Below are 24,285 nucleotides of genomic sequence, written 5' to 3'. Positions count from 1 at the left end.
CTCAAGCCCCGGCTTCCACGTTCACGACCGCCTGCGGAGCGTCCAGACGCTTCATCCGGTCGAGGACCGAATCCGCCGTAGGCTCGCGCAATTCGTCGACGATCTTGCCGTCCGCGAGGAACACCACCCGGTCGGCATACGCCGCTGCCCGCGGATCGTGCGTCACGATCACCACGGTCTGGTTGAACTCGTCGACGGCCGCCCGCAGGATCGAGAGCACCTCACCGGAGGACTTCGAATCGAGGTTTCCGGTCGGCTCGTCGCCGAAGATGATCTCCGGCTGACCCGCCAGCGCACGCGCACACGCCACACGCTGCTGCTGACCACCCGAGAGCTCTCCCGGCCGATGATCGAGGCGATCCCCGAGACCCAGCTTGGTCAGGACGCTGTTCAGCCAGGTCGGGTCCGCCTTGCGTCCCGCGATGTCGAGCGGCAACGTGATGTTCTCGAGCGCCGTCAGCGTCGGCACCAGGTTGAACGCCTGGAAAACGAAACCGATGCGATCGCGTCGTAATTGGGTCATCTGTTTGTCGGAAAGCGTCGTGAGTTCCGTGTCACCGATGAGAACAGAACCCGAACTGGCGGAATCCAGACCGGCGAGGCAATGCATCAGCGTCGACTTACCGGAACCGGACGGCCCCATGATCGCCGTGAACTCACCGCGGGCGAAATCTGCGGACACCGAACTGAGGGCGTGCACCTGGGTATCTCCGGTGCCGTAGGTCTTGGACAGGCCGACTGCGCGGGCCGCGACATCCTGGGCGTGCGAACTCATGATCGCCTTTCCTGTTCACTTCGGTGCTACTTTGCGGGCGTGACGGGCGCCCGTGAAAACACGGACGCCCGCAATGGTTGGTTCCATCCTGTCGGGTGGCGGGCGCGCCCGCCATCGGGGACCACCCTGATATCTGCGGCCGAGCCGGTCAGGGTGGGGGGAATGCGACCCCTCCTGCTTGTGCGCATTGACTGGAAACAGCGATACGAAGACCGGGCGCACATTAACCTTGTGACACCAATCACACGAGAGAGGCGGCCGAATGTCCGACGCCACCGCTGGAATCATTTTCGATCGGCTAGAGCACTGGGCGACGGTCAAGCCTGATCAAGCAGCGATGACCTTCCAAGGGACCGAATTCACGTGGGCTCAGTGGCGGGACCGCATCTTGTGTATCGCCGCCGCCCTCGCCGAATCAGGCATCGGTGCCGGCGACACTGTCGCGTTCGTCGACAAGAATCATCTGTCCTGTCTCGAAGTCACCTACGCCGCCTCACTACTCGGCGCCGCGAATGTCGTTCCCAACTGGCGACTTTCGAGCGAAGAGCTGGATTACGTCCTCGCGGACTGTGGCGCTCGCATTCTGTTCGTCGGCAGCGAACTACTCCCCCAGGTCGTCGCGATGCGAGACCGCTTGACGGCCGTCGAATCGATCTTCGCCGTCGGCGGTGAACACGACGAATTCGAGCCGTGGATCGACGAGGTCACACCGCTGCACGCCCGCCCCGAGGTGAGCCCCGATGCCACCGCTCTGGTTCTCTACAGTTCCGGGACGACCGGTCGCCCCAAGGGTGTCCAGCTCACGCATCGAAACCTGTTCGCGCACAGCAACAATGTCCTCGAAATCCTGCCGGCCCACGAGGATCACCGATTCTTGATCGCGATGCCGATGTTCCACGTCGGCGGAACGTGCTACGCCATCATGGCAATTCACACCGGTGGCCGCTGTTACTTCACGAGAGAAGCCGACGGACCGTCGATCTTCGCCGGCCTCGCCGCCGGAGCCAACATCGCCTTTCTCGTCCCACCGGTCATTGCCGGAGTCCTGGCCGCAGGCGAGCAGGCGGTCGCCGCCTTCAAAGCATTCAAACGCATCACCTACGGCGCCGCCCCCATGCCGCTCCCACTGTTGCGCGCGGCACTCGCAGCGTGGCCGGACACCGAATTCGTGCAGGTCTACGGCATGACCGAAATGGCAGGCGTCATTACCGCGTTGATGCCGGACGTTCACCGCGACGAGTCGCAGGTCGAGCGCATGGCATCGGCAGGTACGGCGATCCCCGGCGTCGAGATGCGCGTGGTGGACCCCGTCACGCTCGAGGACGTGCCCACCGGAACGACCGGTGAACTGTGGTGGCGATCCGAACAGTGCACACCCGGATACCTGGGTAAGCCCGAGGCGACGGCCGAAACGATTACCGCAGACGGGTGGCTACGTAGCGGCGACATGGGCCGCGCCGACTCCGACGGCTTCGTCTTCATCGAGGACCGCCTCAAGGACATGATCATCACCGGCGGCGAGAACGTCTACTCCCCCGAGATCGAACGAGTACTGGTGGAGCATCCGGCAATCGCCGAGGTCGCGGTCATCGGCGTTCCCGACGACCGTTGGGGTGAAACCGTCAAGGCTGTCGTGGTTCTCACTGCCGAAGCGCAGATCGACGAAGCCGAACTGATCACCTATACACAGGAACGCCTCGCAAAGTTCAAGTGCCCGACCAGTATCGACGTCGTCGAGATTCTTCCCCGCAATCCCACCGGAAAGATCCTCAAACGCGACCTCCGCAAACCGTACTGGGAGAACCGCGAACACAAACTGGTCTGAGTTCGCGTGCTGTAATGGGGCGGTGACTTCGCGCCGCCCCACCACACCCAATCCGACCGATCCGTGCCCGTGCGGCAGCGGCAACGCGTTGGCCGAATGCTGCGGCAAGTACATCAGCGGAGTAGCGCACGCACCGACCGCCGAAACCCTGATGCGTTCGCGTTACACGGCTTTCGCTGTGATGGACGACGAATATCTCACGCAGACTTGGCATCCCGACCATCGTCCAGCCCAACTCGATCTCGACCCCGACCAGAAATGGCTCCGGTTGGAGATCCTGGACACCGAACGGGGCGGGCTGTTCGATTCCGACGGCGTCGTGGAATTTCGCGCTCACTACACATTCGGACGCGAGCGGGGAATGCTCCACGAACGCAGTCGATTTGCGCGAACAGAGGGTAAGTGGCTCTATGTCGACGGCGATATCGGTTAGGTAACTCCGGGCACCGCCGCCGCGGATCCCGATAACGCGAGCCCTACGATCGAGTCATGACAACGAACCGGACGAGATCATTTGCCGCTGTCGCTGCCATCGCAGTGGGCGTGAGCCTGACTGCCTGTTCGCAGGACGCGGAGACCACTCCCACGGCAGCCACCTCGGCCGTCACCTCGACCTCGACCTCGAGTGCAGCAGCGTCGACCACAGAACCAGTCCCGACGGACAGCTCCGACAAGACGTCGGCTGCGGGCACCGAATCCAAGCTCACCGTCGTCGACATCCGAGTGGGCGAGCACGACGGATTCGATCGTGTCGTCTACGAAATGGGCGGAACCGGCACACCCGGTTGGCGCGTCAAGTACGTCGACGCGGCGACGCAGGAAGGCAGCGGTAAGCCCGTGGACATCAAGGGTGCCGCAGTGATCCAGGTCCTGATCGACGGTTCCGCATATCCCTTCGACAGCGGAGTCGAGCAGTACTCCGGCCCCAACCCGGTCCCCGGCGTCGGCGGAGTCGTGACCGAGGTCAACGGGTCCAACGTCTTCGAGGGAGTCACGCAGTCGTTCATCGGCGTGACCGAGAAGCAGCCGTTCACGGTCACGACGCTCAGCGACCCTCCTCGCGTGGTGGTCGACGTGGCCCGCTGAGGCCGCACTTGACCTGAAGTTTGGTTGAGGTTCTACCTTCGTGTCGTACCGGCCACGTAATCTTCGTGGCCGGCGACCGGAGGGGCGAAGTCATGAGTATGGAAGTCACCGCGTGGAACGCGATGTACAACGCGATGCACGCGCAAGAAGATCGGCGCCCGTTCTCGAAGGCGACACTGAAGCGGATCGCGACGTTCGCAGTTCCACAGAAACGCAACCTCAGCTGGTACCTCGTACTGAGTGTCGTCACTGCTGCGCTTGCCGTGGCAACACCTGTCCTGGCCGGGCGCGTGGTCAACGCGATAGTCGGCGGCGACGCCGTCGACGTGGTCGTCAAACTTGCCGCCCTGATCGCACTGGTAGCACTTCTCGAAGCCGCTCTGGGACTGTTGACCCGGTGGCTCTCGGCCAGCATCGGCGAAGACCTGATCCTGCATCTGCGCACCACCGTCTTCGATCACGTCCAGAAGATGCCCATCGCGTTCTTCACCAGAACTCGAACCGGAGCACTGGTCAGCCGTCTCAACAACGACGTCATCGGCGCTCAGCGCGCCTTCAGCGACACCTTGTCCGGAGTGGTCAGCAATCTGGTCACCCTGGTGATCACGCTGATCGTCATGCTCGGGATCTCCTGGCAGATCACCGTCCTCGCGCTGCTACTTCTCCCGATCTTCGTCATCCCCGCACGGCGCATGGGCGCAAAACTTGCAGCACTCAATCGTGAAGCAGCCAACCATAATTCGCTCATGAGCACCCAGATGACGGAGCGGTTCTCCGCTCCCGGCGCGACTCTGGTCAAGCTGTTCGGCCGCCCGTCGCAAGAATCTGCGGAGTTCGCGGTTCGCGCCAGGCGTGTGCGCAACATCGGAGTCCGGACCGCAATGCTGCAGTCCGTCTTCGTCACAGCGCTGACGCTGGTCTCGGCCCTTGCTCTTGCCCTCGTCTACGGACTCGGCGGTTTCTACGCGCTGCGCGGACAGTTGGACGCAGGCGCCGTCGTGGCGATGGCATTGTTGTTGACGCGGCTGTACTCGCCGTTGACCGCACTGGCCAGCGCCCGGGTGGACGTCATGAGCGCCCTGGTCAGCTTCGAGCGGGTATTCGAGATTCTCGATCTGGCGCCGCTCATCACCGAGAAGCCCGATGCACGCACGGTGCCGCAGGGACCGGTGTCCGTCGAGTTCAAGAACGTCACTTTTGCATACCCATCCGCGGACAAGGTGTCTCTCGCGTCCCTGGAGGAAGTCGCGATCCTCGACACCCGCGGCGGCGAGGACGTGTTGCACGACCTGTCGTTCCGCACCGAAGCAGGACAGATGGTCGCCTTGGTCGGCACGTCCGGCGCCGGAAAGTCGACCGTGGCGCAGATGATTCCGCGCCTCTACGACATCGACTCCGGTTCGGTCGAGTTGGGCGGCGTCGACGTCCGAGACCTCAGTACCGATTCCATCCGGGAGACCGTCGGCATGGTCACGCAGGACGGGCACCTGTTCCACGAGAGCCTTCGATCCAACCTGCTCCTTGCGCGACCGGATGCCACCGAAGAGGATCTGCGTGAGGTTCTGGAGCGCGCACGGCTCACCGACCTGGTTGCGTCGCTGCCCGACGGACTGGAGACCGTGGTGGGTGAACGCGGTTACCGCCTCTCGGGCGGCGAGCGTCAACGCCTGACCATCGCACGCCTGCTCCTGGCCCAGCCTCGCGTCGTCATCTTGGACGAGGCCACCGCGCATCTCGACTCGACGTCGGAAGCTGCGGTTCAGGAAGCACTCGGCGAAGCACTCGCCGGGCGGACTGCGGTGGTGATCGCTCACCGATTGTCGACGATCCGTTCCGCGGACCTGATCCTTGTCGTCGAGGCAGGCCAGATCGTCGAGCGCGGCAACCATGAGGAACTGCTCGCGCGCGGCGGCCGCTACGCCGAGTTGTACCGCACGCAGTTCGACACCAACGCCCGGAAGAACGGCGCCCTCGCACCGACGCCGATCTGATACCGCGCAGCGCCTTGCCCCCCACACAGAAAACAGGCGCTGTCCTCCTCGCGGAGGGCAGCGCCTGTTTCAGTCTTCATGACAGTCGTTGAAGCTGTAGGTCAGTCGTTGTAGCGATCGCGTCCGCCACCGCGGCGGTCGTCACGTCCACCACGATCGTCCCGGCCACCACGGTCGCCACGGCCACTCGGACGTCCCTGCGGCGGCCCGAAATCAGGCTGCAGCTGGATCAGGACGCCGGAGATGCGTGTGCGACGCAAAGCTTCGAGAGTCTCGTTGGAGAGGTCTGCCGGCAACTCGACGATGCTGTGATCCGGGCGAATGCTGATGTGCCCGAAGTCGCTTCGACGAAGCCCACCCTCGTTGGCGATGGCACCGACGATGGCACCCGGAACGACGCGGTGACGCTTGCCGACTGCAATGCGGTACGCGGCCAGCTCCTGGCCCTCGGGCCCACGCGAGCGCGGGGCCGGGCCATCGTCGAAACGACGGGGAGGACGTGGTTCACGAGGCTCGCGCTCACGACGCGGCGGTGCCGGCGGCTCGGGAGAAAGCAAGAATGCTTCGCCGTCGCGCGACTGCAACGCCAGAGCGGCAGCGATGTCGATGAGCGGAACGTCGTGTTCCTGGTCGTAGTCCTCGATCATCTTGCGGAACATCGCGAGATTCTCCGAGGCCAGGCTCTCGGTGATGGAGTCACCGAACTTGGCCACGCGCTGGGCGTTGACGTCGTCGACACTGGGAAGCTGCATCTCCGCAAGCGGCTGACGGGTCGCCTTCTCGATGGACTTGAGCAGATGACGCTCACGCGGGGCGACGAACAGCAACGCGTCACCCTGACGACCGGCGCGGCCGGTACGACCGATGCGGTGGACGTACGACTCCGTGTCATGCGGGATGTCGTAGTTGACGACGTGGGAGATTCGATCCACGTCGAGGCCTCGAGCGGCAACGTCGGTCGCGACGAGGATGTCGAGGGCGCCGTTCTTGAGCTGACCGATGGTCCGCTCACGCTGTGCCTGGACGATGTCACCGTTGATCGCGGCAGCCGAGTGCCCGCGGGCCCGCAGCTTCTCCGCCAGGTCTTCGGTGGCCTGCTTGGTACGGACGAAGATGATCATCGCCTCGAATGCCTCGACCTCGAGGACTCGGGTCAGTGCATCGAGCTTGCGCTGATGAGCAACCTGAATGTAGCGCTGCGTGATGTTCGAGGCGGTCGACGTCTTGGACTTGACGGTGATCTCGACCGGATTGTTCAGGTACTGCTTCGAGATCCGGCGAATCGAGCCGGGCATCGTTGCGGAGAACAGGGCGACCTGCTTGTCGCCGGGGGTGTCGCGGAGGATGCGCTCGACGTCCTCCTGGAACCCCATCTTGAGCATCTCGTCGGCCTCGTCGAGAACGAGGTACTTGAGATTGGTCAGATCCAGGGTGCCCTTTTCGAGATGGTCGATGACACGACCCGGGGTACCGACGACGACGTGTGCGCCGCGGCGCAGGCCCGACAGCTGGACGCCGTAGCTCTGGCCACCGTAGATCGGCAGCACGTTGAGTCCGGGGATGTGCGCGGAGTACTTGCCGAATGCCTCGGCAACCTGAAGCGCCAGCTCACGCGTGGGAGCAAGCACCAGCGCCTGGGTCTGCTTGATCGACGTGTCGATCCGCGACAGGACTGGAACTGCGAAGGCTGCGGTCTTGCCGGTACCGGTCTGTGCGAGACCGACGACGTCCTTGCCTTCGAGCAGCGGCGGAATGGTGGCAGCCTGAATGGGCGAGGGCGACTCGTAGCCCACGTCTGACAGTGCCTTCAGTACCCGATCATCGATGTCGAGGTCGGCAAATGTTGGGGGTTCGGGGTCACGCTCAATATCACTCATTTGACCAGCAGTTTAGCGGATAGAGTATAGACACGACGACATACCGGGGGTGCTTTTACGACAGATCCACCCTCCCAGCGGGTTTCGCCTAGCGTAGGAAGCATGACCGAAGCCACCGCAGCCACCCCCTCCCAGACCGTTGTCGCGATTGCCCAATTCGCCCCGGGGACGGACAAGAAAGCCAACCTCGAATCACTGCGATCACTGGCTTCCGATGCAGCAGCACGCGGCGCGAAAGTTGTCGTGGCGCCGGAATACTCGATGTTCACCGCACCGAAGACGGATGAGCGTTTGATCGAGTCCGCGGAGGACCTGGACGGCGAATTCGGTTCGGCGCTGGCGTCGGTCGCCGCGGAGTTCGGAATCTTCCTCGTGGCAGGAATGAACGAGCGGATCGACGACGTGAGCAGAATCTCCAACACCCTCGTCGCGATGGACCCGAACGGCGAACTGGTGGCGACCTACCGGAAACTGCATCTTTACGACGCTTTCGGTTACCAGGAGTCGGCCGTGATCCGCGCGGGCGAGATCACCGAACCGCAGACTTTCGGGTGCGACGGCCTGACCTTCGGCCTCCAGACCTGCTACGACCTGCGCTTCCCGGAAGTCACCCGGCGCATCGTCGACGTCGGCGCAGACATCTTGCTCCTGCCCGCCCAGTGGGTGCCGGGGCCGCTCAAGGAAGACCACTGGACCACTCTCGTGCGCGCCCGGGCCATCGAGAACACGATGTACATCGCAGCGGCAGATCAGAGCGCGCGCGGCGGCGCGGGTGCCAGCATGATCGTCGACCCGATGGGCGTCGTGATGTGTTCACTTGGCGAGCAGGTCGGGGTCGCCACCGCACTCGTTTCGGCTGCTCGCATCACCGAGGTACGCGAGAAGAATCCCGCTCTCGCGCTGCGGAGGTTCACAGTCTCGTCGCGGTGACCTGCAGCGAGTAGCGTCGAACTGGTCGGGGTTCGAGCTTCTCGAGGACAACGCAGTGACCCAGTATCGGGATCGATCTTCCGCCGGCAAATTTCTGGCCGGGCGGCTCGAGACCTTGCGTATCGACAAGCCCGTCGTTCTCGGACTCCCGCGCGGCGGAGTTCCGGTCGCAGCCGAGGTGGCTGCGGCACTAAACGCTCCGCTCGACATCGTGGTGGTGCGCAAGCTCGGCAGTCCGTACAACCCGGAACTGGCGATGGGCGCCATCGGTGAGGGCGGCGTGCGGGTCCTCAACCACGACGTCATCGCAGCGGTTCGCGTCTCGAAAAGAGAACTCGTCGCCGTCGAACGCGACGAGCGAACCGAATTGGAACGGCGGGCGCATCTCCTGCGCGAGGGGCGGACCCCGGTTTCCCTCCACGGACGCACTGCGGTGATCGTCGACGACGGAATGGCTACGGGCGCGAGTGCCGCCGTTGCCTGCCGATGCGCGCGCACCGCGGGTGCTGCCGCCGTGATCGTCGCTGTCCCAGTAGCGTCCCCCGAAGCCATGAGAGTGATCGCGTGCTCCGCCGATCGGGTCGTCTGCCCCTTCGTTCCTGCCCTGTTAGGCGGCGTCGGTGCTGCATTCGAGGACTTTCATCAACTCAGCGACGACGAAGTGCTGTCCTTCCTCGCCTGAGTGCACACCTCTCCAGCCTGAGCACAGTCCAAGAGATCTCTGAGAATTTGTGATGTGTGCAACATTTCGCTCCTCGGTGCCGATAGCCCAAATGGAACAAAAAGAATTCGGCTTTCTGGAGGAACCGTGACCATCTCGACCGATACCGTCGACGCCGTCGCAGCTGCGTGCCGTGACCGCCTGGGCGACCCTTCCGCCTGGGTTGCGTCAGACGCTTATCGACAGAGCCTCGCCCTGTGCATCATCGAATCCGTTCAGTCCACGTCGGGTCACAGCGAAGTGACCGTCGTCGATCGCTACCTGGCGTACCGGAAAGCCCGCGAGGACAAACCCGTCACGGATGGCGCACGTGAACTACTCCGCACCTTCGAGGAAGCCGGCAGTTCGGACCAGTGGGCAGGCAAGATCGGCTCGTACAAGCGTCGCTACACGGCGACGGGTGTCCCGATCGAGGCACGGCACATCCAACAGGTCGCCGAGAAACTCCATCACTTGCGGATCAACAGCGTCGAGGACCTGCTGTCGGCCGCCGATTCCGACAACGCTCTCGAAGCCGTTCACCATGCCTGGGTGGACGCGTGCGGAGACGGTTCCGAAGTGACCTGGGCCCACCTGTTGATGTTGGCCGGAATTCCGCACACCGATCTGGGGACCGCTGCCGACACCTTCATCAGCGCGACACTCGGCACCACCGAGTTGCCGGGAGACACCTCGGAGATCCTTGCAGCTACTGCAGAGCAACTCGGAGTGGATCCGGACCGATTGGACTACGCAATTCGGCGGTGGCTGTCCGTGCACGGTCGCACGCTCCAACACGTCGCCTGAGTACCTGTAAACAGGCGGTCACACTAAACTGCAGGTCAGCGCCCGACCAGTTCTACCGAATAGTAACGACAGTGCAAAATGACGACTAATGTGATGCAATGCACATCAGAAATGTCAGTAGTCACTGGAGGGGTCAATAGTGCGCGAGTTCTCAGTTCCACAGTCGTTCTCAATTCCGGAGAACGTATCCATGGCCGACTCCGTGTTCCGTCACGCCGAAGAAGACCCCACATTCGTGCCGTTCAAGAGGCCGTCGAACGGCGGATGGGTCGACGTCACTGCAGCTGAATTCGCGAAGCAGGTCTCCGCAGTTGCCAAGGGCCTGATCGCGTCAGGTGTCGAGCTCGGCGACCGCGTCGCTATCCTGTCAGCGACTCGCTACGAGTGGGTCGTTCTCGACTACGCCATCTGGACTGCAGGCGGATGCACCGTCGCGATCTACGAGACCTCCTCCCCTGATCAGGCGCAGTGGATCCTCGAGGATTCAGCGACGACACTTCTGGTCGTCGAAACGGCCAAGCACGCGGAGACTCACAAGGAAGTCACCGACGGCGCAGAAGCCCTCCGCGAGGTTCTTGTCATCGAGTCGGGTGCGATCGACGAGCTGTCCAGTCGCGGTTCGGCAATCACCGACGAAGAACTGCACACTCGTCGTCACCAGGTCACCGCTGCCTCGCCCGCGACCCTGATCTACACCTCCGGAACCACCGGACGCCCCAAGGGTGTCCAGCTGACGCACTCCAACTTCTACGCCGAGTCCAACGCCTGCCGCCTGGCGATGCCGGAGTCCATGGTCCCCGGCAAGAAGACTCTGATGTTCCTGCCGCTTGCCCACGTATTCGCGCGGGCGATCTCCTTCGGCGCTTTCGACGCCAAGGTCACCGTCGCCCACACGTCGGACCTGACGACGCTGCTCGAGCAGTTCGCCGGCTTCAAGCCCAACTTCATCCTCTCGGTGCCCCGCGTGTTCGAGAAGGTGTACAACTCGGCTCGCCAGAAGGCAGTCGACGGCGGTAAGGGCAGCATCTTCGACAAGGCTGCTGCCACCGCCATCGAATACAGCGAATCCCTCGAAAAGGGTGGCCCCGGACTGGCACTCAAGCTCAAGCACGCGGTATTCGACAAGCTCGTCTACTCGAAGTTGCGCGCAGCTCTGGGTGGCGAGTGCGAGCGTGCAGTCTCCGGTGGCGCAGCCCTCGGCGCGCGCCTCGGCCACTACTTCCGCGGCGTCGGCATCCCGATCTACGAGGGCTACGGACTCACGGAGACCAGCGCCGCAATCACCGTCAACACCTCGAGCGCGCAGCGCGTCGGCACCGTCGGCAAGCCGATCAACGGCCATGCAGCACGGATCGCCGAGGACGGCGAACTCCTCCTGCAGGGCCCGGTCGTGTTCGCCGGCTACTGGCACAACGAGAAGGCCACTGCCGAATCCATCGTCGACGGCTGGTTCCACACCGGCGACCTCGGCTCGATCGACAACGAGGGCTACGTCTCCATCACCGGACGCAAGAAGGAAATCATCGTCACCGCGGGCGGCAAGAACGTCGCACCGGCAGGCCTCGAAGATTCCCTGCGCGCGCACGCTCTGATCAGCCAGTGCCTCGTCGTCGGCGACGGTCAGCCGTTCATCGGTGCACTGATCACCCTCGATCCGGAGACTCTGCCCGGTTGGGTCGAGCGCAACGGCCTGCCCGCCGGCACCCCGATTGCCGATCTGGTGAAGAACGCCGACCTGATCGCCGAGATCGACTCGGCCGTTGCCGACGCGAACAAGAAGGTCTCCAACCCCGAGCAGATCAAGAAGTACACGATCCTCGAGGTCGACTTCACCCAGGAGACCGGTGAATTGACGCCGACGCTCAAGCTCAAGCGCAACATCATTCACGAAGCTCACAAGACCAAGATCAGCGACCTGTACGCCTGATCGATCGTCTTTCACGAGTCTGGCCCGGTTCGAATGCGAACCGGGCCAGACTCGTTTCACTGTCCGGCGGAGAGTAGTTCCTTTTCGATCTCGGATGGAAGGCCGTGCACCGCACGATCCTCCCGCTGAGTCGGCAGAGTTTCCCGCTGCATCCACTCCCAGGTATCGCGCACGGTGTCTTCGACGGGCCGGCACCGCAGCCCTGCTTGCCCCGCCTTGGCGGTGTCGGCTTCGAGGAAGCCCGCGAACTCACCCTCCTGCGGCACCCAACACGGAAGTTGTGTCCACGGCTGCGCTCCAGCGGCCGCCAGCCTGTCCTCGTCGATCCACACGAGTTCAGCGTCCGAACCGGTGGCAACCACGCACGCCTGGAGGAGTCCGGAGGTAGTGGTGTGGCCGGACGGGCTGATGACGTCGTATGCCCCGCTGATCCCGGCGGCCAGTCCGGCCAGGACAAAGGTTGCGATGTCGCGGGCATCGACGTACTGCAACGGTCTGGTCGGCACTCCGGGAGCAACGACACGTCCGCCCGCCGCGATACGCTGCAACCACCACGGCAACCGCCCGATGTCCTCGCGCGGGCCGAGTATCAACCCTGCCCTCGCGAGCAACGCGTCCGGGAAGGATTCCAGGACAGCGAGTTCGGCCCCACGTTTGGCGGACGCGTAATCGCTGTTGTCATCGGAGGTCGCAGATGCGGCAACCACCGGCGAGGTCTCGTCTACGTGCAAGCCCCATTGGTAGACGGATCCACTGGAGATGTATGCGTACCGGTCGACGTGACCGCGCAAAACGCGTGCATTCTCACCGACCACTCGGGGGCTACCCGACCAGGTGTCGACGACAAGATCCCATCGACGATCACCGAGCGCATCAACCATCGCACGCTGATCGGTGCGATCCGCGAACAGGACCTCCGCTGTAGGTGGTGGCGCTCCGGTGAGCCCACGATGGAGCACTGTCACTTCCCAGCCCCGAGCCAAAGCGTCATCGACGAGAGCGCGGCCGAGGAACCGTGTTCCTCCGAGCATCAACAGCTTCATGAGGGCCATCGTCACTTGAAAAGCGTCGTGCGGCAACACGTTCGTCTGGTAGCGCAACTTCCGGCGACTGAGGCACGGACTAACCGCTCAGATACCTCGTCCGGGATTGAGAACGTTCTTCGGATCGAATGCAGCCTTCACTGCAAGCATCATTTCGCGTTCGGTCTGGCCGACCATGTCCGCCATGTACGGCGCTTTGAGAACCCCGATACCGTGTTCACCGCTGATCGTTCCGCCCAACGCCAGTGCGCCGGCAACGATGTCGTCGAAAGCTCCGCGCGCACGATCCTGCGCACCCGATTCGGCAGCGTCGAACACGATGGTCGGGTGGAGATTGCCGTCGGCGGCGTGACCGAAGGTTCCGATCGTGACGCCGTGGCGATCGGCCGCTTCACGAATGCATTCCAACATGGACGGCAACGCCGGCACCGGCACCGCGACGTCGTCGAGAAGTACCGTGCCCAACGCCTCGAGAGCCGGCAAGGCCATGCGGCGCGCGGCGGTGAACTCTTCACCTTCCACCGGATCGTCGGTGTGGAAAACCTCTCGGGCCCCGGCGCTTTCGCACGCCGCGGCGCAGTCCGCTGCCTCGGCGGCCGCCGACCTACCGTCGCACTGGATGAGCAGCATCGCCCCGGCCGATTCGTCCAGCCCCATCTTGGTCAGCCGATTGACGGCGCCGATGGTGACGTCGTCCATCAACTCCATCTGACACGGTTCGGCCACCGCCGACACGGCGAGGACGGCATCGATCGCGGACTCCGCGGAATCGAAGAAGGCGACCACAGTGGTCGCGGCAGTGGGCGCCGTACGCAACCGCATCGTGGCTTCGACGATGACCGCGAGAGTGCCCTCCGACCCGACGAGCAGATGTGTCAGGTCCAGCCCCGCAACGTTTTTGCGCGTCCGTGCACCGGTACGGATCACACGCCCGTCGGCGAGTACCGCCGTCAGGGCCGCAACGTGATCACCGGTGACGCCGTACTTGGCGCAACAGATGCCGCCTGCATTTGTCGCCAGGTTGCCGCCGATACTCGAGATGGACCGGCTTCCCGGATCCGGTACGTACCAAAGTCCCTGCTGTGCAGCAGCTTCCGCCAGGTCACCGTTGATCACTCCAGGCTCCACCGTGGCGGTGCGCGCGGCAGGATCGATCTCGAGAATGCGATCCATGCCCGCGACGCTCAAGACGATGCATCCGTCGAGTGCGTTGGCGGCGCCGGCCAACCCGGTACCTGCCCCTCGTGTCACCACGGGAACGGAGAGTTCGTGCGCCACCGTCATGACCGCAACGACGTCGTCGACCGTCTTCGCCTTGACCAGCGCGGCGGGCGTTCCGGCTGTGGTGAGCAGTGATTGATCCCGGACGTACGCGCCCATTCGGTCGGGATCGGTTGTCGCCCTGTCCCCCACCGCTTTCTGCAAGCGTTCACCCAACAGATCGATACTCGTGGTCATTGTGTTCGTCCTTCGTAGAATCCGCGCACATGGCGCTCGACCAAAACGGCGGCCTCGTCAGCTGCGCCGCGCTCGATCGCGCCGGCGATACCCTCGTGCTCGGCCAACAGTGCGCCGAGCGTGGCCGCCGAGTTCTCGCGCGAGTCGAGTTCGCTCAGCAGGTAGCCGGCGATGCTGTCGCGGAGAACCGTCATGACCAACCCGAACGCCTTGTTCCCGCCGGCTCCGGCCAGCGCAACGTGAAAGTCGACATCGGCGTCGTGGAATGCGACCGAGTCGTCGGCAAGGGTTGCGACGCGCATCCGCTCGATCGCATCCCGGGCGCCGTTTGGCACCGCGACGACAGTGCGCAGCGCAGCAGCTTCGAGCAGCACTCGCAATTCGACAAGATCGCCCAATGGAACTGCACCCACCTGCAACGCCGTGCTGAGAGCTGTGGCCGCGGAATCGGCCGTATGCTCGTGCGTCACCCGAGGCCTGGCAGTAGAAGTGGTGTCCGCGCCGGTCAACAATCCCTGCGCTTGCAGGACCCGAAGGGCCTCACGGACCGTCGATCGACCCACCGAGAACGTCTGTGCAAGTTCCTGTTCGGTGGGCAATGCCTCACCGACCGGGAGTGAACCGTCGAGAATGGCAGCGCGGATTCGTCCCGACACGGCAAGGCTGAGCGGCATGCGCGACAACGGAGTCGTATCCATGCCGCGACGCTACCACCCCTTGCCTGCTTGTCTGACAAACTGTTTAATTGAGGAGATTCGTGACCCGGACCACAACAGAGAAGGTGCCGACCATGACCGACAAGCTCGAATTGGATCCCGCGACCACCGCCGTCGTGCTCATCGAGTACCAGAACGACTTCACCACCGAGGGCGGTGTTCTTCACGAGGCCGTCGCACCAGTCATGGAATCGAACGGACTCCTCGCGAACACCACTGCGCTGGTCGATGCGGCCCGTGCGGCGGGTGTCACCGTGATGCACGCACCGATCACCTTCGCCGAGGGATACAACGAAATCACCTCGCATCCGTACGGAATCCTCAAGGGCGTCGTCGACGGAAAGGCCTTCGTGAAGGGTTCGTGGGGCGCCGCTATCGTCGACGACCTCACTCCGAAAGACGGCGACATCGTCATCGAGGGCAAGCGTGGACTCGACACTTTTGCCAGCACCAACCTCGATTTCATTCTGCGTAGCAAAGGAATTCGCACGATACTTCTCGGCGGTTTCCTGACCAACTGCTGCGTCGAATCGACCATGCGCACCGGATACGAGAACGGCTACCGGGTCATCACACTCACCGATTGTGTAGCCGGAACTTCGGTCGCCGAACACGAGAACGCGATCACCTACGACTACCCGATGTTCTCGCATCCCGTCACGTCGAAAGAGGTGCTCGGCGCGCTCTCCTGAGAGGACTACCTGGAATGCGCGAGAAGGAATTCACGGCTGACGTTGGTGACACTGGCGTGAACCTTCTCGTGCAGCAGGTCGTGACCGGCGTCCTCGAACTCGCGCATCTCGACGTTGCGCAGCGTCCGCGCCCAGTCCCGGACGGGATCGACCGGGGCGATCCGGTCGTCGGTACCGTGAACGACCAGGACTGGGATGCCCGCGTCGGAGAGTTCCGCCCACCCGTGTTGCTCGACCGCACTGCGCGGAATGCCGCACAGCACTGCGGAGGCAAAATCGTGATCGCGATGAGCCAGCATCGTCAGCGCCGTCACCGCACCCAAGGAATGGCCCATCACCGCCTGCGGGACTTCGGGCAGTTCCGCCAAAGCGATGTCAGCGAGCGCGGCTGCATCGGCAGCAAGATCGGAGAGCGGAGCCCCGACTCCCAGATCACCCTCCGACAAACCGTGCCCGGTGTGATCGATCGCCCACACGTCTATCCCCGACGCCGTCATTGCGCCCGCGAAGCGGTGATACTGGCCGCTGTGCTGACCGAGACCGTGCAGAAAGACCAGTGACACCGTGGGCACCGCACCCCCTACCGCCGGCCAATGCCGAAAGTGCACCTGACCGGTTCGTCCGTCGAAGAAAGGCATGATCGTCATTCTGCACGCCGCTACCGGTATCCGCGGCTCGTGGGCGATTACTGGTGGGTTGCCTTGTCGGTGAGCGATGGCACAATCGCCCTGTGTTCCTACTCGATGATCAGATCGTCTACAGCGCCAGCGACCTCTCGGCTGCGGCCTCGTGCGAGTTCGCACTGCTGCGGCAACTCGACGCCCGTACCGGTCTGATCGCGGCCCAGGCCGCCGAGGCGGATCCGATGCTCGAGCGGACGTCGAGCCTCGGCGACTCGCACGAGCGCGAACAGCTTCAGAAGTTCATCGATCAACACGGAGACGGCGTCGTCGTCATGCCGCGACCGGAACACTCACGCGCAGGCCTGACCGCTGCCACGTTGGCCACCGTCGAGGCAGCACGATCGGGCGCGCCAGTCATTTATCAGGGAACCTTTTTCGACGGCCGATTCCTCGGGTTCTGCGATTTCCTCGTCCGCGAAGGCGACACCTACGCGGTCTACGACAGCAAGCTCTCCCGGCACGCCAAGGTGTCGGCACTTCTACAACTCGCCGCATACGCGGATGCGTTGGAGCGCAATGCAATTGCCGCCTCCGATCAAGTTCATCTACTGCTAGGCGACGGCAGCACGTCGTCGCACGACATCGGAGACATCGCGCCGGTATTCGCGGCACGTAGAGCTGAACTCGAACGAGTCCTCGACGAGCACCGCGCCGAGGGGAAACCGACACAGTGGCTCGACGATCGGTACCTGCGTTGTGGTCGATGCGACACCTGCAGCGTCGAGGTCGAAAGCCATCGAGACCTGCTGCTGGTTGCGGGTGTCCGCGGCAATCAGCGTGAACAGCTGATCGTCTCGGGGATCACGACAATCGACGAACTCGCCGCGAGCACCGGCCCAGTCGAGGGAATCCGCCGGGAAACACTCGACAAGCTCCGCGCACAGGCAGCGGTTCAACTACGCCAGGAACTGTCCGGCGACGCCGAATTCGAGGTCTACGAACCCTCGGCGCTCGGCGGACTCCCCATCCCCGACGACGGCGACATCTTCTTCGACTTCGAGGGCGATCCGCTCTGGGCCGAGGACGGGTCCACCGATTGGGGGTTGGAGTATCTGTTCGGTGTGGTCGAAGGGCCTGCGGACGACTACGTGTTCAAGCCGTTCTGGGCACACGATCGCGAGGGTGAGCGCCAGGCGCTCCTCGACTTCCTCGATTACGTCACCGCGCGTCGAGAAGCTCATCCAGGCATGCACATCTACCACTACGCCGCGTACGAGAAATCGGCGCTGTTGCGCTTGGCCGCACGTCACGGTGTCGGCGAGCAGACCGTGGACACCCTGCTCAGCGAGAACGTGCTCGTCGACCTGTACCCGATCGTCCGCGCGTGCCTGCGGATCGGACAACGCTCGTACAGCATCAAGAAACTCGAGCCGCTCTACATGGGTGAGCACGGCCGCGACGGCGACGTGACCAACGCCGCCGCCTCGGTCGTCGCTTATGCCGACTACTGCGAATTGCGCGACGGCGGACAAGCCGACCAGGCCAGGGAACTTCTTCAGGGCATCTCCGACTACAACGAGTACGACTGCGAATCCACTCTCCGCCTGCGCGATTGGCTCGCCGAGCGCGCCGCAGAACACGGCGTCGAACTTCGAGAGCCGACCGGACAGATCAAGATTCCACTCGAAGAACTCACCGAATCGGAAATCGCACTCCGCGAATTCGCAGGACACAAGGCAGGTTCGACACGCACCCCCGATCAGCAGGCAGCTGCTCTACTGGCCGCAGCAGTCGGTTACCACAATCGCGAGCGGAAGCCGTACTGGTGGGCCCACTTCGACCGATTGGTCACACCGATCGAAGACCTGGTGGACATCCGCGACGTCATGGTGGTCGAACAGTCCGAAATCGAAGCGGACTGGCACAAGAGCACCGCGCGGCAGAAGAAGTTTCGTCGCCACATCCAATTGACCGGAAGTTTCGGCACCGGAACATCTTTGAGTCCGGGCAGTGATCTGTTCGCTCTCTACGCAACCCCCTCCCCCGATGCCGTTGCAAGCGAGAACCCCACCCAACGCGGCACCAGCAGCGTCAAGGTCACCGCCGTCGTCAAGTCCGAAGGACTCGACGTGGTCACCGTCGAAGAACTGCTCAGCGGTGACGAATACATCGATTCCCCGGTCGCGTTGGCACCTGGTCGTCCGATTCCCACCGGACGCATGGAGAAGTCCATCGCCGCTGCCGCGTCCGACGCCAGCGAGAGCCTGCCCGAACTGCCACACATCGCGGCAGTCGACATTCTCCGGCGCAGCACCCCGAGAACCCTCTCGGGTTCACCGCTCCCGCCCGTCGGCACCGACAACAACTACGCCGACGCCATCACCGCCGCACTTCTCGACCTCGACGATTCCTACGTGGCGGTGCAAGGTCCTCCCGGTACCGGCAAAACCTACACGGGCGCTCGTGTCGTCAAGACACTGATCGAACAACACCATTGGCGAATCGGAGTCGTGGCACAATCACATTCGGTGGTCGAGAACATGCTCGGCGGCATTCTGAAGGCCGGCGTGGACCCCGCACTGGTCGCAAAGAAGGGCAGCCGCAGCAAGACCGCAGAATGGCAGGACATCGCATCCGAAGAATATGCGAGATTCATCGCCGAGGCCGAAGGCGTCGGCTGCGTCATCGGCGGCACTGCGTGGGACTTCGCGAACACCGATCGTGTTCCGGCGGGCAGCTTGGACCTGCTCGTGGTCGACGAGGCGGGCCAGTTCGCGCTCGCCAACACCATTGCCGTCGCGATTTCCGCGCGAAACCTGTTGCTGCTGGGCGATCCGCAGCAGTTGCCGCAGGTGAGCCAAGGTACTCACCCCGAACCTGTCGACGAATCGGCGCTCGGTTGGCTCGCCGAGGGACACGGCGCACTGCCACCCGAACTCGGCTACTTCCTCAAGAAGACTTGGCGGATGCACCCGGATCTGTGTGCGCCCGTGTCCGCATTGTCGTACGAGGGCAAGCTGCATTCCCAGGAAACCGTGAGTGCGGCAAGAAAACTCGACGGACTCGCTGCCGGAGTGCACACGGTGTTCGTCGATCACCGCGGCAATTCCACGTACTCCCCGGAAGAGTCCCAGGAAATCGTTCGCCAGATCCAGGGCCTTCTCGGTACGCCATGGTCCGACCCGAGCGAGTTCGAGGGAACCCGGCCCCTGGAGCAGGCGGACATCCTCGTGGTCGCGGCATACAACGCCCAGGTCGGTACCGTTGAGCGCGATCTCACCGAAGCCGGTCTCACGGAGGTCGAGGTCGGGACCGTCGACAAGTTCCAGGGCCGCGAGGCCGCGGTGGCAATCGTGTCGATGGCCGCATCTGCCGTCGAGGACGTCCCGCGAGGGATGTCGTTCCTGCTGTCGCGAAACCGTCTCAATGTTGCTGTCTCACGCGGCAAGTGGTGCGCGATCATCGTTCGATCGCACGCGTTGACGCAGTACATGCCCAGTACGCCTGCGGGATTGGTCGAACTGGGCGCGTTCATGAGGCTGACGAGCTAGCCGAAGCCTGTCTTACCCGAAACACTGCCCTACCCGAAGCACTGCCCTTCGCCGCGATAGGTGGGAACCGAGGTTCGGGTGCCGTCGGCTTCGACCACGTACACGCGGTCGAAGCGCTCGCACAGCTCGCCGGCTTTGGCGTGACGGAACCACACACGGTCGCCGATCGCGATGTTGCCGGCTTCCTTCCCGGTGACCGGCGTCTGGACTTCGCCGGCACCTTCGTTGCGGAGCAGTTTGAGACCGGCGGGCCAGACCGGTGACGGAACGCGGGTGGCTCCCGCAGGTCCCGACGCGATGTATCCGCCACCGAACAGGGTCGTGACCGACGGCGTCGGTTTGCGCACGGCCGACAGCGCGAAGAACAGCGCCGGATCGGGACGGAAGGCACGGTAGCGGTCGAACAGGGTCGGTACGTACAGTCCGGAGCCTGCTGTTACCTCGGTCACCACAGGATCGGCCGAGCTGACCTCCAGCGACCCCGTACCGCCGCTGTTGACGATCTCGAGTGCACCCACGGCATCGGTGACGGCCGCGACCACAGCGCCCCTTCTGGACGCCAATTCGCGGGCAGAGGCTTTCTTGACCCAACCGATCGGAGCACTGGTGTCAGGAAGGCCGGCAATCTGGGCTTCGTAGAACATCACTCCGACGACGGAGAATCCGCGTTGGCGCGCACGCGCCGCGAGTGCGGCGACCGCGCCAGGTTCGCGCAGTGGCGAGCGTCGTACGCCCAGATGGATCGGGCCGATCCGCAGTGACGCGTCGACGTCGAGACACACGCGGACAGGCGCATCCCCCGTCGACGCCGAACGAATGAGGTCCAACTGCGCATCGTCGTCGACCATCAAGGTGATCGATGCGAGAGCGGTGTCGTCGGCAGCGAGATCCGCGATGGCGCCACGATCGGCGGTCGGGTACCCCATCAGGATGTCCCGTGCGCCGAGCCCGACCAGCCACAGAGCCTCGCGCAGTGAGTACGCCATGATTCCGCGGAATCCGCCGGACGCGGTCAGTGTGTCGCCGAGAGTTTCAGCCAGAACCGTCCGACAACGAACCGATTTGCTCGCCACTCGCACCGGGGTTCCACCGGCGCGGCGCACCAGGTCGGCTGCATTACTGCGCAGTGTGGTCAGATCCAGAGCAGCCAGAGGCGGGTCGAGTTCTCGCGTGGCAGCAGTGAGTCGATCAAGGGTCCTGGTCACAGATGATCCAATCGTCGCGGCGTGCGACCAGTCAATCACCAATCCTGGACGTATGTCCAGGATGGCGGTTCTACTGAGGCGCGACCACGGCTTTGTTGGCGATTACCTGAACCATTTCTCCGAACTCGGCAATAGTCGCGTCGGAGTCACGATCGACCAGCCATCGCAGAACAAGGCCGTCGATCATCGCAAGACTCAGTCGCGCAATCGAACTCAACGGCTCCGTCCACACCGTGCCCGATATCTTGGCACACTCTTCGAGAAACGACACCGCGAGCTCATCCATGATTCGGTACTGCTCAAATGCAACCGCCCCAGCACGTTCGGCTCCGAGATTGCGACTACGCAGTGCCTGCGCAGTAATTTCGTAGGTCAACAACTGGCGATCCGGGGTTGCCTCGATGGTCGGCCACATTCCGGTCAGGCCGATGTGCAGCAATTCCCTGAGCCCCTGCACGCCACTGAGATCCGGCGCATGGCGGACCTGCGCGAACGCATACTGCATCGACGCACTGAGCTGCAGAATGAGCGTTTCACCCATTGCCGCGATCAGCGCTTCCTTGCTCTCGAAGCAGTAATGAACGACGCCGAGCGATACCCCGGCCTCCTCTGCCACCGCCCTTACCGTCACAGAACTGACACCGCGCTGTTCCGCAATAGACAAGGCGGACTCGACCAATTGTGTGCGGCGTTCGTCCGCCGGGAGCCTGTTCAGCATCCAATGATCGTAGAACGCAAATGACAAAATCTTCGCGCAATACTTGCCTGGACGACCGTCCAAGTACATTATTGCGTAATGGCTTCGGACACTTGGCAGAACTGGGCGGGCACTCAAAGCGCCGCGCCGCGTCGCTTTGCGACGCCGACAAATACCCGTGAACTTTCGTCGTTGGTCGCCGAGGCCGCCTCGCGTGGCCAACGTGTGAAGGCCGTCGGCGCCGGCCACTCGTTCACCGGTGTCGCGGTCACTGACGGTGTCCTCGTCAGCCTGGACAACTTGAGCGGAATCGACTCGATCACACCGACCGACGACGGTGCGCTGGTCACTGTTTTTGCAGGCACTCGCCTTCATGCTCTCAACGACGCCTTGTGGCAACGCGGATATGCGATGGCAAATCTCGGTGACATAGACGTCCAGTCACTGGCCGGCGCGACGTCCACCGGCACGCACGGCACCGGCGCACGATTCGGCGGTATCGCCACACAGATTCGCGGAATCGAGATCGTTCTCGCCGACGGATCCGTCGTTACCGCAAGCGCCGACGAAAACGTCGAGCTGTTCGAAGCGGGCCGCCTCGGATTGGGCGCAATCGGCATCATTTCGAAGATCACTCTCGCCTGCGTTCCGCGATTCACACTTCGCGCAATCGAGGAACCCGACACGCTGTCTCACATACTGGACACCCTCGAGGGCGATCGCCTGGGCCTGGATCACTTCGAGTTCTACTGGTTCCCGCACACCGATCGTGTCCTGACGAAGAGCAATACGCGACTCCCGGGAGATACCGAACCCGATCCGGTGGGCAAGGTCCGCGCGTTCGTCGACGACGAACTCCTCTCGAACACACTCTTCGAAGGTGTCAACCGCGTTGCCACCCTGGCACCGGCCGCGATCCCGAGAATCAACAACGTGTCGTCCCGATTGCTCGGCGCCCGCGAGTTCACAGATCGCAGCTACCGGGTATTCGCGTCTTCGCGCCGGGTGAAGTTCAAGGAGATGGAATACGCGATTCCCCGCGAACACGTCACCGAGACACTTCACGAAATCGATCGCTGGATGAAGAAGTCCGGAACCAACGTCGCTTTCCCCGTCGAAGTACGTTTCGCTGCCGCCGACGACCTCTGGCTCTCCACTGCTCACGGACGCGACACCGCATACATCGCGGTACACCAGTACCACCGCCGACCCGAAACGGAGTACTTCGCCGCGGTGGAAGCCATCGCGCGCGCCGTCGACGGCCGGCCGCATTGGGGAAAAATGCACAACCGGACCGTCGACGACCTGCGTCCGACGTACGACCGACTCGACGACTTTGTCGCCGTTCGAGACAAGTACGACGCGAATCGTGTGTTCGACAACGAATACTTGCGTCAGGTGCTGGGCGACTGACGGTCAGCGCCGCAGCAGTTCCGCTTTTCGCGCATCGCTCGCAAACGAGGCTTTGATCGAGTTCCGGGCGAGGGTGTCTCGCTCGGCCTCGGTCAGACCCAGGGCTCGGCCCAGTTCGGTGAAATTGTCGTCGACGTATCCCCCGAAGTAGGCCGGGTCGTCGGAGTTGACCGTGACGATCAAACCCATCTCGAGCATCGATCGAAGCGGATGATCCGACAGCGAATCGAACACCCGCAGACGAACGTTCGACAACGGGCAGACCGTCAGTGGAATCTCCTCGTCGACCAGACGCTCGATCAGGGCAGGATCCTCTAGTGCCCGGACTCCGTGGTCGATCCGCTCGGCGCCGAGAATGTCGAGCGCCTGCCAGATGTACTCGGGCGGTCCCTCTTCACCGGCGTGAGCCACAACGTGCAAACCCTCGGCACGCGCGCGGGCGAACACGTCCTCGAACAGTGACGGCGGGTTGCCGACCTCCGCGGAGTCGAGTCCGAGCCCGACGATTGGAGCCTGCAGGCGAATTATCTCGGAGAAGATCTCCTCGGCGTCTTTGACGGGCTGATCTCGGAGGATGGCGGCGATTGCCGCGCTGCTGAGCCCGAACTCGCGCTCACTCGATGCCACCGCATCCATGATCCCGTCCAGGACCTCGGTCAGCGGAACACCACGGACCACGTGCGCCTGTGGATTGAAGAAGAACTCGGCATGCGCGACGCCGGCGGCAGCCGCGCGGCGGAAGTACGCTCGCGTCAGGTCGGCAAAATCCTCCGCGGTGCGCAGGACGGCCATGTTGGCGAAGTAGAGATCGAGGAACGACTGCAGATCGGTGAACTCGTACCTCGACTTCAGATCGTCGATATCCTTGTACGGCAAGTCCATTCGATTGCGCTCGGCAAGTCGGTAAATCTGTTCGGGTTCCAGAGAACCCTCGATGTGCATGTGCAGCTCTGCGACAGGTGTAGCCAT

General features: G+C 63.4%; 20 protein-coding genes. 11 read left to right on the top strand and 9 right to left on the bottom strand.

Annotated features, from left to right (window positions below; all coding sequences use genetic code 11):
* Window position 1: 1 nt before the first annotated feature.
* Window positions 2-775: an ABC transporter ATP-binding protein gene (locus YH3_RS21735; RefSeq protein ID WP_003945134.1), complete on the bottom strand. Its 774-nt coding sequence runs from the start codon at window positions 773-775 to the stop codon at window positions 2-4.
* 262 nt (window positions 776-1,037) lie between these two features.
* Here YH3_RS21735 and YH3_RS21730 point away from each other — a divergent pair, with 262 nt between their 5' ends.
* From YH3_RS21730 to YH3_RS21715, 4 genes are all read left to right on the top strand, one after another.
* The gene (locus tag YH3_RS21730; RefSeq protein ID WP_064444041.1) at window positions 1,038-2,600 is read left to right on the top strand and encodes a long-chain-fatty-acid--CoA ligase; all 1,563 of its coding nucleotides are present in this window, start codon (window positions 1,038-1,040) and stop codon (window positions 2,598-2,600) included.
* 22 nt (window positions 2,601-2,622) lie between these two features.
* Entirely contained in the window at window positions 2,623-3,033 is a 411-nt protein-coding gene (locus YH3_RS21725; protein ID WP_007736170.1) for a YchJ family protein, read from the top strand.
* A gap of 56 nt (window positions 3,034-3,089) precedes the next feature.
* A complete protein-coding gene (locus YH3_RS21720) occupies window positions 3,090-3,686 on the top strand; it encodes a hypothetical protein (RefSeq protein WP_007736169.1) in 597 nt (198 codons plus the stop codon).
* A gap of 92 nt (window positions 3,687-3,778) precedes the next feature.
* Window positions 3,779-5,677 carry an ABC transporter ATP-binding protein gene (locus YH3_RS21715; protein WP_064444252.1) on the top strand — a complete coding sequence of 633 codons (1,899 nt, stop codon included), beginning with the start codon at window positions 3,779-3,781 and terminating at the stop codon, window positions 5,675-5,677.
* Between the two features lie 101 nt (window positions 5,678-5,778).
* Here YH3_RS21715 and YH3_RS21710 read toward each other — a convergent pair whose 3' ends face one another.
* Window positions 5,779-7,554 carry a DEAD/DEAH box helicase gene (locus YH3_RS21710; protein WP_003945121.1) on the bottom strand — a complete coding sequence of 592 codons (1,776 nt, stop codon included), beginning with the start codon at window positions 7,552-7,554 and terminating at the stop codon, window positions 5,779-5,781.
* Between the two features lie 102 nt (window positions 7,555-7,656).
* Here YH3_RS21710 and YH3_RS21705 point away from each other — a divergent pair, with 102 nt between their 5' ends.
* From YH3_RS21705 to YH3_RS21690, 4 genes are all read left to right on the top strand, one after another.
* The gene (locus YH3_RS21705; protein WP_064444040.1) at window positions 7,657-8,484 is read left to right on the top strand and encodes a carbon-nitrogen hydrolase family protein; all 828 of its coding nucleotides are present in this window, start codon (window positions 7,657-7,659) and stop codon (window positions 8,482-8,484) included.
* Between the two features lie 55 nt (window positions 8,485-8,539).
* Window positions 8,540-9,166, top strand: a complete 627-nt coding sequence (locus tag YH3_RS21700; protein ID WP_007736162.1) for a phosphoribosyltransferase — start codon at window positions 8,540-8,542, stop codon at window positions 9,164-9,166.
* Window positions 9,167-9,292: 126 nt separating this feature from the next.
* Window positions 9,293-9,991, top strand: a complete 699-nt coding sequence (locus tag YH3_RS21695; RefSeq protein WP_003945151.1) for a hypothetical protein — start codon at window positions 9,293-9,295, stop codon at window positions 9,989-9,991.
* 139 nt (window positions 9,992-10,130) lie between these two features.
* Window positions 10,131-11,918 carry a long-chain fatty acid--CoA ligase gene (locus YH3_RS21690; RefSeq protein ID WP_042450345.1) on the top strand — a complete coding sequence of 596 codons (1,788 nt, stop codon included), beginning with the start codon at window positions 10,131-10,133 and terminating at the stop codon, window positions 11,916-11,918.
* 56 nt (window positions 11,919-11,974) lie between these two features.
* On the opposite strand, the gene YH3_RS21685 is transcribed toward YH3_RS21690, so the two are convergent.
* From YH3_RS21685 to YH3_RS21675, 3 genes are all read right to left on the bottom strand, one after another.
* Window positions 11,975-12,961 (bottom strand): NAD-dependent epimerase/dehydratase family protein, encoded by a 987-nt coding sequence (locus YH3_RS21685; RefSeq protein WP_238592675.1) that lies wholly within the window; start codon window positions 12,959-12,961, stop codon window positions 11,975-11,977.
* 87 nt (window positions 12,962-13,048) lie between these two features.
* Window positions 13,049-14,419: an FAD-binding oxidoreductase gene (locus tag YH3_RS21680; protein ID WP_064444039.1), complete on the bottom strand. Its 1,371-nt coding sequence runs from the start codon at window positions 14,417-14,419 to the stop codon at window positions 13,049-13,051.
* A complete protein-coding gene (locus YH3_RS21675) occupies window positions 14,416-15,117 on the bottom strand; it encodes a FadR/GntR family transcriptional regulator (protein ID WP_064444038.1) in 702 nt (233 codons plus the stop codon). The genes YH3_RS21680 and YH3_RS21675 overlap by 4 nt, the downstream gene beginning before the upstream one ends.
* A 92-nt stretch (window positions 15,118-15,209) precedes the next feature.
* Here YH3_RS21675 and YH3_RS21670 point away from each other — a divergent pair, with 92 nt between their 5' ends.
* Window positions 15,210-15,827, top strand: a complete 618-nt coding sequence (locus YH3_RS21670; protein ID WP_176450541.1) for a cysteine hydrolase family protein — start codon at window positions 15,210-15,212, stop codon at window positions 15,825-15,827.
* Between the two features lie 5 nt (window positions 15,828-15,832).
* Here the strand turns inward: YH3_RS21670 and YH3_RS21665 are convergent, their stop codons facing one another.
* The gene (locus YH3_RS21665) at window positions 15,833-16,474 is read right to left on the bottom strand and encodes an alpha/beta hydrolase (protein WP_082920627.1); all 642 of its coding nucleotides are present in this window, start codon (window positions 16,472-16,474) and stop codon (window positions 15,833-15,835) included.
* Window positions 16,475-16,557: 83 nt separating this feature from the next.
* On the opposite strand from YH3_RS21665, the gene YH3_RS21660 reads away from it, so the two are divergent.
* Window positions 16,558-20,001, top strand: a complete 3,444-nt coding sequence (locus YH3_RS21660; RefSeq protein WP_064444036.1) for a bifunctional RecB family nuclease/DEAD/DEAH box helicase — start codon at window positions 16,558-16,560, stop codon at window positions 19,999-20,001.
* Between the two features lie 29 nt (window positions 20,002-20,030).
* On the opposite strand, the gene YH3_RS21655 is transcribed toward YH3_RS21660, so the two are convergent.
* Together YH3_RS21655 and YH3_RS21650 are read right to left on the bottom strand one after the other, a co-directional pair.
* Complete coding sequence (locus YH3_RS21655) at window positions 20,031-21,206, bottom strand: amino acid deaminase/aldolase (protein WP_007736155.1); 1,176 nt, start codon at window positions 21,204-21,206, stop codon at window positions 20,031-20,033.
* A gap of 70 nt (window positions 21,207-21,276) precedes the next feature.
* Entirely contained in the window at window positions 21,277-21,924 is a 648-nt protein-coding gene (locus YH3_RS21650; protein ID WP_020908434.1) for a TetR/AcrR family transcriptional regulator, read from the bottom strand.
* Window positions 21,925-22,002: 78 nt separating this feature from the next.
* On the opposite strand from YH3_RS21650, the gene YH3_RS21645 reads away from it, so the two are divergent.
* Window positions 22,003-23,316, top strand: a complete 1,314-nt coding sequence (locus tag YH3_RS21645) for a D-arabinono-1,4-lactone oxidase (protein ID WP_042450351.1) — start codon at window positions 22,003-22,005, stop codon at window positions 23,314-23,316.
* A gap of 3 nt (window positions 23,317-23,319) precedes the next feature.
* Here YH3_RS21645 and YH3_RS21640 read toward each other — a convergent pair whose 3' ends face one another.
* Window positions 23,320-24,285: an adenosine deaminase gene (locus YH3_RS21640; RefSeq protein ID WP_019749316.1), complete on the bottom strand. Its 966-nt coding sequence runs from the start codon at window positions 24,283-24,285 to the stop codon at window positions 23,320-23,322.

This window comes from Rhodococcus sp. YH3-3, from assembly GCF_001653035.1.
GTDB classification, from domain to species: Bacteria; Actinomycetota; Actinomycetes; order Mycobacteriales; family Mycobacteriaceae; genus Rhodococcus_F; species Rhodococcus_F qingshengii.
This window is presented reverse-complemented; position numbering and strand designations above follow the sequence as displayed.

Bases quoted from the DNA above. Each gene is read 5' to 3' on its own strand.
- YH3_RS21735 (WP_003945134.1), bottom strand. From the start codon at position 775: ATGAGTTCGCACGCCCAGGATGTCGCGGCCCGCGCAGTCGGCCTGTCC.
- YH3_RS21730 (WP_064444041.1), top strand. From the start codon at position 1,038: ATGTCCGACGCCACCGCTGGAATCATTTTCGATCGGCTAGAGCACTGG.
- YH3_RS21720 (WP_007736169.1), top strand. From the start codon at position 3,090: ATGACAACGAACCGGACGAGATCATTTGCCGCTGTCGCTGCCATCGCA.
- YH3_RS21715 (WP_064444252.1), top strand. From the start codon at position 3,779: ATGAGTATGGAAGTCACCGCGTGGAACGCGATGTACAACGCGATGCAC.
- YH3_RS21710 (WP_003945121.1), bottom strand. From the start codon at position 7,554: ATGAGTGATATTGAGCGTGACCCCGAACCCCCAACATTTGCCGACCTC.
- YH3_RS21705 (WP_064444040.1), top strand. From the start codon at position 7,657: ATGACCGAAGCCACCGCAGCCACCCCCTCCCAGACCGTTGTCGCGATT.
- YH3_RS21685 (WP_238592675.1), bottom strand. From the start codon at position 12,961: ATGAAGCTGTTGATGCTCGGAGGAACACGGTTCCTCGGCCGCGCTCTC.
- YH3_RS21680 (WP_064444039.1), bottom strand. From the start codon at position 14,419: ATGACCACGAGTATCGATCTGTTGGGTGAACGCTTGCAGAAAGCGGTG.
- YH3_RS21675 (WP_064444038.1), bottom strand. From the start codon at position 15,117: ATGGATACGACTCCGTTGTCGCGCATGCCGCTCAGCCTTGCCGTGTCG.
- YH3_RS21670 (WP_176450541.1), top strand. From the start codon at position 15,210: ATGACCGACAAGCTCGAATTGGATCCCGCGACCACCGCCGTCGTGCTC.
- YH3_RS21665 (WP_082920627.1), bottom strand. From the start codon at position 16,474: ATGACGATCATGCCTTTCTTCGACGGACGAACCGGTCAGGTGCACTTT.
- YH3_RS21650 (WP_020908434.1), bottom strand. From the start codon at position 21,924: ATGCTGAACAGGCTCCCGGCGGACGAACGCCGCACACAATTGGTCGAG.
- YH3_RS21645 (WP_042450351.1), top strand. From the start codon at position 22,003: ATGGCTTCGGACACTTGGCAGAACTGGGCGGGCACTCAAAGCGCCGCG.
- YH3_RS21640 (WP_019749316.1), bottom strand. From the start codon at position 24,285: ATGGCTACACCTGTCGCAGAGCTGCACATGCACATCGAGGGTTCTCTG.